The following is a 13,867-nucleotide window of genomic DNA, read 5'->3' as shown; positions in this document are numbered from 1 at the left end:
CAAAACCCTGCCGATGCCTGCCACCATGTAAGCAACAGACCCTGCTATACAAGCGTGGAACGAAACCAGGGGCCGAATGCGGCCGGGGTATTGTCCCCTCCGCTCGATATTTCGGACTTTACGGCCCAGACAAAGTCCAGCGGACAGAACCGAGCGGACAGAACCTCGCCGCCGGCGGCCCTACTCCGGCAGCGGCTGATCCTTGGTCTCCGGGGCGAACAGCAGCGTTACGAGACCGACGAGGAAGATCGAGCACATCGCCACCGCGGCGTAGCGCTCGCGGAGCGGCGACTCGGCGAAGCCGAACAACGTGGCCGCGATCCAGGCCGAAACGAAGCTGCCGCCCGCCGCCGCGAAGCGGCCCAGGTTGTAGCAGAACGAGGTGCCGGTGCTCCTCAGCCGGCTGGGGAACAGCTCCGGCAGGTAGATTGCGTAGCCGGCGAACAGGGCCAGCTGCGAGGCCGCCATCAGCGGCATCATCCAGTACGCCTGGGTCGGGGTCTCCATGAACCAGTAGGCCCCCGCGGTAGAGAACAGCGCCATGACGAACGCGATCGCGAACGCCGGCCGGCGGCCCATCGCGATCGCCACCTTGGAGAAGATCCACATGCCGATCGCCGCGCCGACCATCTGCAGGAAGAACGCGATGTTCTTCGAACGCTTGACCTGTTCGCCGATCAGGCCGGCGGTCTCGGGCTCGGCCAGCCGGGCCTGGGCCTGGGCGTCGGTCAGGCCCTCGGCCTGGAACGCGATGAGCTGCTCGTTCTGGAAGTGGCCCTGGAACACGACCTTCTGGATGTCGACCGCGTACTCGCCGATCGCCCACAGGCCGATCACGCCGGTCGAGGCCAGGATCGCGCCGACGATCAGGTTGCGGCGCCAGCGGGCGTCGCTGACCAGCCCGGCGTACGGCGCGATGATGGCTCCCTTGGGCAGCGTGCCGGCCTCCTTGGCGCGGAGCCACGGCTCGGGCTCCTTCAGGCGGCCCTGGATGAAGATCACCAGCGCGGCGGGCAGGATGCCGACCAGGAACACGTACCGCCAGCCCTCGCCGGCAACGATCGTGCCGGAGCGTTCGAGCGAGTCGACGGTCTCCTTAACGAACACGGCCAGGATGTTGCCGCCGGCCGAGAGGATCTGCAGCATGCCGAGCGCGCCGGCCCGGGCGCCGTCGGGCACGGTCTCGGCGATCAGCGCGACGGCCAGGCCGAACACCCCGCCGACCCCGACGCCGGTCAGGAAGCGGAAGAAGGCGAAGTCCCACACCGATTGGCTGAAGAAGTTGGCGCCGGTGCAGACCGAGTAGATCAGGACCGAGACCGTCAGCATCTTGGCGCGGCCGTAGCGGTCGCCCAGGGCCCCGAAGAACATGCCGCCGATGCCCCAGCCGATCAGGAAGATGGCCGTCACGTACTTGCCGTACTGCTGCACCTGCGCAACGGTCGCGTCGGTGGTCAGGGCGTCGATCGCCGGCACCCGCGCCAGGGAGAACAGCCGCTGGTCCAGGCAGTCAAACGTCCAAGCAGCCGACGCCACAATAAACACAAACCAGTGGTAGCCAGTGAGCTGTCGGTACCAGGGGAGCTGCTTTGACTTGGACATGAACGTTTCCAGGAGAATGCTCGAATAGGGCTCGCCCGCCGACAAGAGCGGCGGCGGGCCAGCCACGTTTATGACCGCCCTGGCGCCGCGGTTCAACCCTGGAGCGGAGAAAGTGGGGATGAGTCCAAGGGGTCCTGAGCGTTAGAATCGTCGGGACCTACCGGTCTGGAATCCCCTGTGAACGCACCGAACAGAACCTTTCATGCAAAAACTATCCGTGCGCGAGGCGCGTCTCGAGTCCGCCATTGGTCAGCAGGCCCGCCTGCAGGGCTGGGTCCGCACCCGCCGCGACTCGAAGGGCGGCTTCAGCTTCATTGAAATCAACGACGGAACCTGCCTGGCCAACATCCAGGTGATCGCCGACGCCGCGCTGCCGAACTACGAGGACGAGGTCCGCCACCTCACCGCCGGCTGCAGCGTCACGATCGACGGCGAGGTGAAGGCCTCCGGCGGCAAGGGCCAGGCGACCGAGCTGCACGCCGCCGCGGTGACCGTGCACGGCCTGGCCGACCCGGAGAGCTACCCGCTGCAGAAGAAGCGGCACTCGATGGAGAAGCTCCGCGAGTGGGCCCACCTGCGGCCGCGGACCAACACCTTCGGCGCGGTGATGCGGGTCCGCAACCAGGTCTGCCGCTCGGTGCACGACTTCTTCCAGGAGGACGGGTTCCTCTACCTCAACACGCCGATCATCACCGCCAGCGACTGCGAGGGCGCCGGCGAGATGTTCCGCGTCACGACGCTCGACCCGGCCGACCCGCCGCGCAACGATCAGGGCGCGGTCGACTACACGCAGGACTTCTTCGACCGTCCGTCGTTCTTGACGGTGTCGGGGCAGTTGGAGGGCGAGGTCTACGCCACGGCGCTCGGCAAGGTCTACACCTTCGGGCCGACCTTCCGCGCGGAGAACTCCAACACCTCACGGCACCTGGCCGAGTTCTGGATGGTCGAGCCCGAGGTCGCGTTCAACGACCTCGAGGACAACATGGACCTGGCCGAGCGGTTCCTCAAGCGGGTCGTGACCGACGTGCTGGAGAACTGCGAGGAGGACCTCGACTTCTTCGAGCAGCGGATCGACAAGGAGGTCCGCGAGCGGCTCGGCAAGATCGTCGCGGGGGGCTTCGCCCGCACCACCTACACCGACGCGATCGCCGCGCTCGAGAGCTCGGGCGAGGCGTTCGAGTTCCCGGTGAGCTGGGGCGTCGACCTGCAGGCGGAGCACGAGCGGTACCTGGCCGAGAAGCTGCACGGCCGGCCGGTGATCGTGCACGACTACCCGGCGACCATCAAGCCGTTCTACATGCGCGTCAACGACGATGGCCGCACGGTCCGCGCGATGGACGTCCTCGCCCCCGGCGTCGGCGAGATCATCGGCGGCAGCCAGCGCGAGGAGCGGCTCGACGTGCTCGAGAGTCGCATGTCCGAGCAGGGCCTGAACCCCGACGACTACTGGTGGTACCTGGACCTGCGGCGGTACGGCACCGTGCCGCACGCCGGGTTCGGCCTCGGCCTGGAGCGGATGGTGCAGTTCGTGACCGGCATGGCCAACATCCGCGACGTCATCCCGTTCCCGCGGACGCCGGGCAACGCGGAGTTTTAGGGTGGGCTTGAAACCGCCAAGTCGCCAAGACGCCAAGGACTGCGGGCGACGCCGACAGGCCGAGCCGCTGGCGACAAGCAGAAGTGCAGCGTCGCCGCAGGTAGCTTCGCTGCCAAGGCAATGCCGGAGTCAGGGAACTTGGCGTCCTTTGTGCTCTTGGCGACTTGGCGGTCCAACGTTCAACAACACGAGCGGAAGAAGAACGGGAGTAGGACCCAGTCTTCCGAAGCTGTCGCCGTGGCCTTGTGCTTGGCTACTCGGCGACGAGCGTCAGGATCTCGAGCGCGGCGAACGTCTTGGCGAGCGATGCGCCCGCCTGCGTGCGGTAGTCGGCCACGATCGACTCGGCCTTCTTGAGGTACTGCTCGCGCGACTCGTCGAGCGCGGCGGGGTGCGTCTGGGCGGCGGCCTGCCGGTACAGGCGGGCCGACTCGTCCAGCGCGGCGGGGTTGCCGTCGAGGGCGGCGAAGATGACGTCGTCGAGGGCCTCGATCTGCTCCAGCTGCTGCGGGGTCAGCTCCTCACCGGTCGCGCAGCGGACCCTCACCCCCGCCGACAACGGGAGCGGATCGGCGGCGGGCGCCGGTTGCGGGATTCTGCCGAGGGAGGATTCCGATTTCATTAGATAGACGCGAAACTAGGCAAGTCAGGATTACGCCGGCTAGCTCATCTGCGTGAGCAGCCACCCGAGCGGCTCGACCACGCCCTGCGGCTCGATCCGCAGCGGGGTCTCGCGGCGGTGCCCGCCGATGGTCCGCAGGGCCGAGGCCCCGGCCACCGAAGCGCCGAACACGCGGGTGTTGGGGAAGCGGTTCTCGCAGTCCCGCAGCAGCGATTCGGCGTGGGCCTCGGCGAACCCGGTCGGGTCGTCCAGGCAGCTCTGGCGTTGGTCTGCCTTGGTGAGGACCATCGCCAGCGGCGTCCGGTTCACGCGCCGGCTGGCGCGTTTTTCCCGCCGGCGAGACTCGTCGAGCTGCGAGAGCAGCTTGAGCGCGACAAAGTCGCTGTTGTGGTCGCCGGCGTGCAGCTGCTGCGCGTCGGCGACAATCATCATCCCGGAGCACTTCTTTAGCAGGGCCCCAAGGGCGGGGTGCGTGCCGGGGCGGTCGGCCTCCTGCTGCCAGGCCTCGCCCGACACGTCCGCCAGCACCAACTCCGTGCGTTTCTTGCCGCGGCTGCACTCCACCTGGCAGTGGACCCAGTGCCAGTCCTCGGGGTTCAGCGAGGTGCGGTCCGGGTAGTAGCCCGAGGCGAGCGCCGTGGTCGTGGCCTGCTGCAGCCCAATCGAATAGGGCCCGCACACGACGGCGCTGATGCCGCCGACACGGCGGACCAGCATGTCCATCAGCATCCCGAGGTAGACCGTCTTGCCGACGCCGGACGCGCCCAGCACGGCGAGCAGCGCCGGGGCCTTCTTCGAGCCGGCGCAGGCCCGGGAGATCGCCATCGGCGTCGCGCACCGGCAGCACCGTTCCGTGGCGGAGCTGTTCTCCTCGTCACAGATAAGGCAGTTGATCGGCGCGGCCCGCTGAGCCAGCAGGTACGACTCGAGCGGCACGTTGATGAGCTGAGACATAGGGTAATCTGGTCCGGAGTAGTGTGTGCGTTGCAGGCGCCCAATCGGTGCGGGCGCCTAGATGAGCCAGGCTATCAGCCTTGGGCCGCGGTCGACGAGGCGAGCACGTCCATGCTGATCGCCAGGCGGATGCCGATGTTGGGCCGCCGCGAGAGCGGGTGCTCGGCGCTCTGGAAGTGGCAGGTCGCCTGGTTCTCGAAGTACGTGTTGTAGGCCCCGCCGCGGATGGTCCGCAGCGCCGACGGAAAGCGGACGGCCTGCGGCGTGGTCTCGTCCAGAGTGGAGCTGGTCCATTCCCAGACGTTGCCGACCATCTGCTCGACGCCGCCCACCGTAGCGCCGTCTGGGTAGGTGTCGACCGAGACCGGCTTGCCGGCGCCCGACGACCACAGGTTGGCCTTGCGGGTGTCGAACGACTCGCCCCACGGGTAGCGCCGCTGGGCCACGCGTCCCGGCGCCGACTCGATCGGCCACGCGCAGCTCTTGGTCCACTCGGCGTCGGTCGGCAGCCGCTTGCCGACCCAGCGGGCATAGGCGACCGCCTCGTACCAGCTGACGCCGACGACCGGAAGCTGCCCCTCGCCGGTCGGGTGGCGCCCGTCGGACCAGTAGCGCGGCGCGGTGACCCCGGCGCGGTCGACAAAGTCGAACAGCGCGGGCAGGGCCTCCTCGGGCCAGAACTCGAGGGCCTCGTAGCCGCCGGCGTCGACAAAGCTCTGGAAGTCGGCGTTGGTGACAGTGTAGCGGTCGAGGTAGCACGGCTCGACGCGGACGATCGCCTCGGCGCCCGCCTCGAGCAGGCTGGTGGTCGCCTCGTGGCCGAGGGTCTCGCGTTCGGCCGCGACGCCCACCAGCACCGAGCCGGCCGGCGTCAGCACCATCGACTCGTCGAGCGCGCGGATCGCCCGCAGGTACTGGTCCTGCTCGATCTGGCAGGCGGTCTCGCGGCGGAGCAACAGCGCGTACCGGCGGTCGGCCAGCATCTCGTCGACGAGGTCGTTCTCGTTGGTGCTGTTGCGGCGGGGCCGCGGCGGGGTCGGCTCCTCCGGCGGCTCGCCACCGTCGGCGACGCGGACGCCGCCCGGCCGCTGCTCGCCCCACCCGACGCCGCGGGACTCGAGCCCACGCTTGATCAGGTTGCGGGCGACCATGCAGGCGCCAACGCCGCCGGCCCCGGCCAGCACAGGCTGTCCGCAAGCGATGCCGATGAACAGCAACGCGCCACCGGCGGCGCCGATGGTGGCCTCGCTGTCGAGGACTTCCCGCCAGCGGAGACAGCCCCGCAGGGGTGAGAGGATGGCTGCAGACAAGGGTGAGCCTCGTGGGAGGTGGTGATTCGGAAGGAGGGGAGGCCAGGACGCTGAGTCGAGACTTGTGCGTGACGTGTTTACTTCAGCCCACGCTCGGCCCGCTGCTGCCGCAGCTTGCTGAACTGCGCGACGACCGACCCGAGCACCGGGTCGCTGGCGCCCGCGGGGGCGGCGACCGCGGCCGGCGCGAAGTCGGCTGCCGGGGCGGCCTGCTGCTGCTCCAGCATCTTCACCACGCGGCTGAACTCGCCCGACCAGTGCTGGTTCTGCTGGGCCATCTCGGCGCGGGTCGCCTCGAGCTGGACGCCCAGCTCCTGCGCGGCCCGCTGGGCCTGGTGCAGCTCGCCAGTCAGCTTGGCGTTCTCGCCCTGCAGGCCGATGCTCGCGGTTTCGGACGACGCGATCTGCTGCTCGAGCTCCTCGGTGCGCTGCCGGCTCGCGATCAGCTCGGCCTCGAGCTCGGCGGTCTGATCGCCCTGCTCGGCCGCGGCGATCGCGGCGTCCGCCTGCTCCTTCAGACGCTCGCGCTCATGCTCGAGCTGCTCACGCTCACCGGCGAGCCGCTGCTGCCAGGCGTCGAGCTGCCGCTGGTACGCGTCCAGCGCGTCGAACGACTCTTGCAGGTCTTCCTCGAACCGCTGGTGCTGCTCGCTCCAGGAAGTCAGGCATTCGCGCGTCGGATCTAGCGCAATGGTAGCCATAAGGGTTTGCGCCCTTCGGGTGGATTGAGAGTGTTGCCCAGCGGGCGAGAAGGCGCCCGCATCGAAAAGGTGGCTGCCCTAGCGTCAGACTCTGCCCAAGATGAGTCTGTACGCTCTGCCAATTGAAACGTAGGTCACGTTTCGGGTGCAGGCAAACGGCCGGCGGCAGAATCCGCCGCAGCGGGAAGAACGCGGCGGGCGCGGCCACGCGGGCCGGAGAAGTGGCCGGGCCCGGAAAGCGTCGCCTGCCCAGCGGAGGGCAGACTCCGGGCGTCAGTTCTTAATCATCCGCCAGAAGCGGTCGAACAGGTAGTGACTGTCGTGCGGCCCGGCCGAGGCCTCCGGGTGGTACTGCACGCTGAACGCCGGGGCTGAGCGGTGCTGCACGCCCTCGATAGTCTGGTCGTTCAGGCTGAGGTGCGTCACCTCGAGGTCGGCGGGGAGCGAGTCGGCGTCGACCGCGAAGCCGTGGTTCTGCGAGGTGATCTCGACCTTGCCGGTAGTGAGGTCCTGCACCGGCTGGTTGGCGCCGCGGTGGCCGAACTTCATCTTGAAGGTCTTCGCCCCGCACGCCAGCGACAGCAGCTGGTGCCCTAGGCAGATACCGAAGATCGGCTTCTTGCCGAGCAACCCGCGGATGGTCTCGACCGCGTAGGCGACCGGCTCGGGGTCGCCGGGGCCGTTCGACAAGAACACGCCGTCGGGGTTCAGGGCGAGCACATCGGCCGCGGTGGCAGAGCCGGGCAGGATGGTGACCCGGCAGCCCATGTTGACCAGGTGCCGGGGGATGTTCCACTTCATGCCGAAGTCGAGCGCCGCGACGTGCGGCGCCGAGTCGTCCGCCGACGAGTGCTGCAGGCCGTCCAGCCGGGTCCAGGTGCTGAGCGGCTCGCTCCAGGCGGCCGCCTGCTGGGGGGCCACCTCCCGCACCAGGTCCCGCCCCACCAGCCCGGGCGAGGCCTTGGCCCTCGCGACCAGGCTGGCGTCGTCCAGGTCGGTGGTGGAGAGCACGCCGCGCATGGAACCCTGCGACCGCAGCCGCCGCACCAGGGCGCGGGTGTCGATCGACTCGATCGCCACGATATTGTGCTGCTTGAGGTACTCGCTCAGGCTGCTCTCGCAACGGAAGTTGCTCTGGATACGGCTGTGCTCGCGGACCACGAAGCCGCGGAGGTGCGGCTTCTCGCTCTCCACGTCTTCGGCGTTGACGCCGTAGTTGCCGATCTGCGGGTACGTCATCGTGACGATCTGCCCGCAGTAGCTCGGGTCGGTGAGGATCTCCTGGTAGCCGGTCATCGAGGTGTTGAAGCAGACCTCGCCGTCGACCTCGCCGTCGGCGCCGATCGAGACTCCGGTAAAGACGGCGCCGTCCTCGAGCGCAAGCTTAGCAGTGCTGGGCATAGTTACAGGGCAGTGGTGGGGACGCGCGCGGTGCGGGGGGAGCGACAACTCGGGGGAGCGGAAACTACAGGCCTTCTTTGGCAAGCCAGCGTTCGGCGTCGAGCGCCGCCATGCAGCCGGTGCCGGCGGCCGTGATCGCCTGGCGGTAGTAGTCGTCCGACACGTCGCCGGCGGCGAACACGCCTTCGACGCTCGTGTTGGTGCGGAACGGCACGGTCCACTTGAGGTAATTCTTGTCGGTCATCTCGAGCTTGCCCTCGAGGAACCGCGTGTTGGGCGTGTGGCCGATCGCGACGAACATGCCGCCGGCCTCAAGCTCACGGGTCGAGTCGTCGACCGTGCTCTTAAGCCGCACGCCGTTGACGCCGTCGTTCTCGGTGCCGAGCACCTCCTCGACCTCGCTGTTCCACTCGATGGTGATCTTGGGATTCTTCTCGGCCCGATCGGCCATGATCTTCGAGGCGCGGAGGGTGTCGCGGCGGTGGATCAGGTGGACCATGCTGGCGTACTTTGAGAGGTAGTCGGCCTCCTCGACCGCCGAGTCGCCGCCGCCGACCACGATCAGCGGCTTGTTGCGGAACCGCGGCAGGGCGCCGTCGCACACCGCGCACGCGCTGACGCCCCGGTTCTTGTACATTTCTTCCGAGTCGAGCCCGAGGTAGTTCGCCTTGGCTCCGGTGGCGATGATCACCGCGTGGGCCTCAACCGTTTCACCCTGCGAGCTGGTCAGCTTGAACGGGCGCGAAGAGAAGTCGACTTCGACGATGTCGTCGGTGATCACCTTCGTGCCGAAGTTGGTCGCCTGCTGCCGCATCAGGTGCATCAGCTCCGGGCCCGACACGCCCTCCTTCTTGTGCATGTCGGCCAGGTAGTGGTGCTCCTCGGCCAGCGACGTCTTGAAGTACGCGCTGAGGTCGCCGGCGGGGAAGCCGGGGAAGTTCTCGACCTCGGTCGTGAGCGCGAGCTGGCCCAGCGGCATGGTGCCGTTCTGGCGGTTCTCCTCGGTCACGGCGCCCTCAAAGACGACCGGGCTGAGATTGGCGCGGGCGGCGTAAATGGCCGCGGTCCAACCGGCGGGGCCGCTTCCAACGATGACGACGTGTTCTGGCACTTGGGGGGCTTCCGTGTAGTTAGGCGGGGGCCGCTCGAGCTGAGCGATTCCCGAGATTATAGGGCCGGCGGCGGCGAGCGTAAACTCGCCAAAACGCACGCCCGCTAACGGTCGGCTATCTCGATTGCGCAGCCTGCGGCCCGCCGCGCCACTTCGTTTGACACGCGCATTGCACTGGGACACAATCGCAAATCTCTAGTCACGCCCCTCTCTTTTTCTACGCGGAGCCCTCGATGGTAGACCACCACGGTCAGATCGACAACGTGATGCACGAGTCGCGGCTCTTCCCGCCGCCGGCAGAGTTCTCGCAGCAGGCTCGGATCCCGACCCGCGAGGCGTACGATCAGCTGTGGCAGCGGGCGGCCGACGACCCGGTCAAGTTTTGGGAAGAGCTGGGCCGTGAAGAGCTCCACTGGTTCGAGCCCTTCACCAAGACCCTCGAGTGGAACGAGCCGTACGCCGAGTGGTTTGTCGGCGGCAAGACCAACGCCTGCTACAACTGCGTCGACAAGCACGTCAACGAGGGGCGCGGCGGCCGCACCGCTATCATCTGGGAGGGCGAGCCGGGCGACCAACGGACCCTCACCTACTCCGATCTGCTCGAGCAGGTCTGCCGCTTCGCCAACGCGATGAAGTCGCTCGGCATCGGCAAGGGCGACCGGGTCTCGATCTACATGCCGATGACCCCCGAGCTGGCGATCGCGATGCTGGCCTGCGCGCGTATCGGCGCGGTGCACTCGGTGATCTTCGCCGGGTTCAGCGCCGAGGCGATCGCCGAACGCAACAACGACGCCGGGGCCAAGGCGGTCATCACCGCCGACGCCGCCTGGCGACGTGGCAAGGCCCTGCCGCTCAAGCACACGGTCGACCAGGCGCTCGTCAAGAGCCCCACGGTCGAGCACTGCATCGTGCTGGACCGCGTCAACGAGGCGGTCGAGTGGAAGCACGGCCGCGACCACTGGTGGCACGAGCTGGTCAGGGAGGCCTCGCCCGAGTGCCCCGCCGAGCCGATGGACAGCGAGGCCCCGCTGTTCATCCTCTACACCAGCGGCTCGACCGGCAAACCCAAGGGCATCAAGCACACCACTGCCGGCTACAACCTGTACGCCAAGAAATCGTTTGAGTGGGTCTTCGACCACCGCGAGGGCGACGTCTACTGGTGCACGGCCGACTGCGGCTGGATCACCGGGCACAGCTACGTCGTCTACGGGCCGTTCTCCGCCGGCGCGACCTGCCTGATGTACGAGGGCGCGCCGAACCACCCGTCCGAGGACCGCTTCTGGGACATCGTTGAGCGGCACAAGGTGACCCTGTTCTACACCGCGCCGACCGCCATCCGCGCCTTCATCAAGTGGGGCAACGACCACGTCCAGATGCACGACCTCAGCTCGCTCCGCCTGCTCGGCACGGTCGGCGAGGGCATCAACCCGCAGGCGTGGATGTGGTACCACGAGATGATCGGCGACGAGAAGTGCCCGATTGTCGACACCTGGTGGCAGACCGAGACCGGCGGCATCATGATGTCGCCGCTGCCGGGGGCCATCGCCACCAAGCCCGGCAGCTGCTGCGTGCCGCTGCCCGGCATCCTCCCGGTGATTGTCGACGAGGACGGCGACGAGGTCGGCGTCGACAAGGGGGGATGGCTCACCATCGCGCACCCCTGGCCCGGCATGCTCCGCGGCATCTGGGGCGACGAGGATCGCTACCAGGAGGTCTACTGGTCGAAGGTCCCCGGCAAGTACCTGGCCGGCGACAACGCCCGCCGCGACGGCGACGGCTACTACTGGATCATGGGCCGCATCGATGATGTGCTGAACGTTTCAGGGCACCGGCTTTCTACTATCGAGATCGAGAGCGCGTTGGTGTCGCACCCCGAGGTCGCCGAGGCGGCCGCGGTGGGCCGGCCGCACGAGCTCAAGGGCGAGGCGGTCGCCGTGTTTGTCACGCTCAAGAACGCGAAGCCGAGCGACGAGCTCCGCGAGGCGCTCAAGCAGCACGTCCGCAAGGAGATTGGCGCGCTGGCCCAGCCCGACGACATCCGCTTCACCAACGCCCTGCCTAAGACCCGCAGCGGCAAGATCATGCGGCGGCTGCTCAAGGACATCGCCGCCGGCAAAGAGATGGTCGGCGACACCACCACGCTGGAAGACTACAGCATCATCGCGCACCTGCGGGATGATGAAGAGTAGCGTCGACCTCGCTTGCGGCGCGCCCCAGCAGCCGACGGATTACATCCGTCGGACTGCCCTAGAGATGCGGTCAAACCACAGGACGGCGAGCACCGGGGCCTCCGGCGAGGCGTAGCTCGCCGACTACTCGGAAACGCTAGCTCTTCGCGCCCAGCAGCCAGGCGAGCACGCCCTTCTGGGCGTGCATCCGGTTGGCGGCCTGCTCGACGACGCGGCTCTGCGGGGAGTCGATCACCTCGTCGGTCACCTCTTGGCCGCGTTTGGCCGGAAGGCAGTGCAGGAAGATGGCGTCGGACGGGGCGGCGGCCATCAGCCTGCCGTTGACCTGGTAGTCGGCAAAGTCTCGCTTGCGCTGCTCCTCCTCGGCCTCTTGACCCATGCTGGCCCAGACGTCGGTGTAGATAGCGGCGGCCCCATTGACCGCGGCGTGCGGGTCGTCGGTCTCGCTGATGAGGGCCTCGGGGCAGTCGGCCTTGAGCTGGCCGACAAACTCCTTGGGGAACTGGTAGCCCTCGGGCGCGGCAATGGCGAACTCGGCGCCGGTCTTCGCACAGCCGACCGCCAAACTGCGCGCGACGTTGTTGCCGTCGCCTACCCAGGTGATCCGCTTGCCCTCCAGGCCACCGAACTCTTCCCGCACGGTCAGCAGGTCGGCCAGCGCCTGGCACGGGTGGTCGAGGTCGGTCAGGCCGTTCACCACCGGGCAGGTGGCGTGCTCGGCGACCTGCTCTACGGTGCTGTGGGCCTTTGACCGCACGACGATCACGTCGACCATCGCGCTGAGCACGCGGGTGAAGTCGGCGATGCTCTCGCGTTTGCCGAAGCCGGCGTCGTCGCCCAGCATCAGGCTGCCGCCGCCCAGGTGGGTCATGCAGGTCTCGAAGCTGACGCGGGTCCGCAGCGACTGCTTCTCGAAGACTAGGGCCATCATCCGGCCGGGCAGCAGCGGCTCGCGCACGCCCTGCTGGAACTTCGACTTCAGGTCTGCAGCGATAGCGAGGATGGCCTCGATCTCGTTGCTGGACAGATCACTCAGGGCAACCAAATGGCGCATGGTGTTGGCTCTCGACTAGCGGCTGTTTGCGGCGGTTTGGCTCTTATCCCCAGCCCACCCCGCCAGGGGTGGGACGCCCGCGAACGCTACAGCTCCAGGTTTTCGATAATGTTGATCAGGATGTCGCAGCCCTCCTCGACGTCGGCGTCGGTGAGGTTCATGGCGGGCAGCAGGCGGATGACGGTCCCCTGCGTGCAGTTGATCAGCAGGCCGCGTTCCATGCACTGCTGCACGACCTTGGTCCCCTCGACCGACAGCTCCAGGCCGATCATCAGGCCGCACACCCGTAGCTCCTCGACGTACGGGAGCTTCTCGACCAACGGCTCGAGCCGCGCGGCGAAGGCGGCGCTGATCTCCTTGGCGCGGTCCAGCAGGTTTTCTGCTTCGATAGTCTCGAGCGTGGCGATGCCGGCCGCCGCGGCGATCGGGTTGCCGCCGAACGTCGAGGCGTGCATGCCGGGCCGCAGGCTGGGGGCGATCTCGGGCGTGGTCAGCATCGCGCCGCCCGCGACGCCGCCGCACAGGCTCTTGGCGAGCGTCATGATGTCGGGCGTGGCATCCCCTCCCCCCAGAGAAGCGTGCTGGTAGGCGAACCACTCGCCGGTCCGCCCGCAGCCGGCCTGCACCTCGTCGAAGGCCAGGAGCACGTCGTGCTCGTCGGCGATCTCGCGGAGACCCTGCAGGAATCCCGCGGGGGGGATCCGCACACCCCCCTCGCCCTGGATCGGCTCGATCAGGATGCCCGCGGTCTCGTCGTCGATCAGGTTGCGGACGGCGTCGAGGTCGCCGAAGGGGGCGTAGTTGAAGCCGGCCATCAGCGGGCCGAGGCCCTCGTGGTACTTCGGCTGGGCCGTGGCGGTCACCGCGCCGATGGTGCGGCCGTGGAAGCCGCCCTGGAACGTGATGATCTTGTACCGCTCGGCCGGCGTGTGCAGCCGGATGAGCTTGATGGCGGCCTCGTTGGCCTCGGCTCCAGAGTTGCAGAAGAACGCCTGGCCGCCGAAGCTCCGCTCGCTGAGCATCTTGGCCCAGCGGCCCTGGGCCTCGGTGTACCACGTGTTGGGGACGTGGATCAGCTTGGCCGCCTGGTCCTGGATCGCCTTGACCACCCGCGGCGGGCAGTGCCCCAGCAGGTTGCAGCCCCAACCGGGAAACAGGTCGAGGTACGAGCGCCCCTGATCGTCCCACACGCGGCTCCCCTCGCCCCGCTCCAAGCAAACCGGGTACCGGCCGTAGTTGGGGATGACCGCCTCGGAGAATAGCTGGGCGGTTTGCTCGGACATCGATTGGGCGGTTGTCGCCATCACTTACCTCGAAGCTAGTTGT

At 68.0% G+C, this 13,867-nt stretch carries 11 protein-coding genes; 2 read left to right on the top strand and 9 right to left on the bottom strand.

Features of this window, described 5'->3' with window-relative positions:
• Window positions 1-180: 180 nt before the first annotated feature.
• A complete protein-coding gene (locus Pla123a_RS17130) occupies window positions 181-1,602 on the bottom strand; it encodes an MFS transporter (RefSeq protein WP_146589189.1) in 1,422 nt (473 codons plus the stop codon).
• A gap of 202 nt (window positions 1,603-1,804) precedes the next feature.
• Here Pla123a_RS17130 and asnS point away from each other — a divergent pair, with 202 nt between their 5' ends.
• Window positions 1,805-3,199, top strand: a complete 1,395-nt coding sequence (gene asnS / locus Pla123a_RS17125; RefSeq protein ID WP_146589187.1) for an asparagine--tRNA ligase — start codon at window positions 1,805-1,807, stop codon at window positions 3,197-3,199.
• Between the two features lie 253 nt (window positions 3,200-3,452).
• Here asnS and Pla123a_RS17120 read toward each other — a convergent pair whose 3' ends face one another.
• From Pla123a_RS17120 to Pla123a_RS17095, 6 genes are all read right to left on the bottom strand, one after another.
• Window positions 3,453-3,821, bottom strand: a complete 369-nt coding sequence (locus Pla123a_RS17120; protein ID WP_146589185.1) for a hypothetical protein — start codon at window positions 3,819-3,821, stop codon at window positions 3,453-3,455.
• A gap of 39 nt (window positions 3,822-3,860) precedes the next feature.
• The gene (locus Pla123a_RS17115; RefSeq protein ID WP_146589183.1) at window positions 3,861-4,775 is read right to left on the bottom strand and encodes a TRAFAC clade GTPase domain-containing protein; all 915 of its coding nucleotides are present in this window, start codon (window positions 4,773-4,775) and stop codon (window positions 3,861-3,863) included.
• Window positions 4,776-4,849: 74 nt separating this feature from the next.
• Window positions 4,850-6,085, bottom strand: a complete 1,236-nt coding sequence (locus Pla123a_RS17110; RefSeq protein WP_146589181.1) for a formylglycine-generating enzyme family protein — start codon at window positions 6,083-6,085, stop codon at window positions 4,850-4,852.
• Window positions 6,086-6,162: 77 nt separating this feature from the next.
• Window positions 6,163-6,786, bottom strand: coding sequence for a hypothetical protein (locus Pla123a_RS17105; RefSeq protein ID WP_146589179.1), 624 nt, complete (start codon window positions 6,784-6,786; stop codon window positions 6,163-6,165).
• Window positions 6,787-7,059: 273 nt separating this feature from the next.
• Window positions 7,060-8,187 carry a glutamine-hydrolyzing carbamoyl-phosphate synthase small subunit gene (gene carA, locus Pla123a_RS17100; protein ID WP_146589177.1) on the bottom strand — a complete coding sequence of 376 codons (1,128 nt, stop codon included), beginning with the start codon at window positions 8,185-8,187 and terminating at the stop codon, window positions 7,060-7,062.
• A 64-nt stretch (window positions 8,188-8,251) separates the two neighbouring features.
• Window positions 8,252-9,298, bottom strand: a complete 1,047-nt coding sequence (locus tag Pla123a_RS17095; RefSeq protein WP_146589175.1) for a thioredoxin-disulfide reductase — start codon at window positions 9,296-9,298, stop codon at window positions 8,252-8,254.
• Between the two features lie 233 nt (window positions 9,299-9,531).
• On the opposite strand from Pla123a_RS17095, the gene acs reads away from it, so the two are divergent.
• Complete coding sequence (acs, locus tag Pla123a_RS17090; protein WP_146589173.1) at window positions 9,532-11,487, top strand: acetate--CoA ligase; 1,956 nt, start codon at window positions 9,532-9,534, stop codon at window positions 11,485-11,487.
• Window positions 11,488-11,623: 136 nt separating this feature from the next.
• Here the strand turns inward: acs and argF are convergent, their stop codons facing one another.
• Both argF and Pla123a_RS17080 read right to left on the bottom strand, forming a co-directional pair.
• Complete coding sequence (gene argF, locus Pla123a_RS17085) at window positions 11,624-12,541, bottom strand: ornithine carbamoyltransferase (protein ID WP_146589171.1); 918 nt, start codon at window positions 12,539-12,541, stop codon at window positions 11,624-11,626.
• Window positions 12,542-12,627: 86 nt separating this feature from the next.
• On the bottom strand, window positions 12,628-13,845 hold the full coding sequence (locus Pla123a_RS17080) for an aspartate aminotransferase family protein (protein ID WP_146589169.1): 1,218 nt from the start codon (window positions 13,843-13,845) through the stop codon (window positions 12,628-12,630).
• Window positions 13,846-13,867 lie beyond the last annotated feature (22 nt).

It is taken from the genome of Posidoniimonas polymericola (assembly GCF_007859935.1).
GTDB classification, from domain to species: Bacteria; Planctomycetota; Planctomycetia; order Pirellulales; family Lacipirellulaceae; genus Posidoniimonas; species Posidoniimonas polymericola.
The sequence above is the reverse complement of the archived record's forward strand: the minus strand, read 5'-3'. Positions and strand labels throughout refer to the sequence as shown.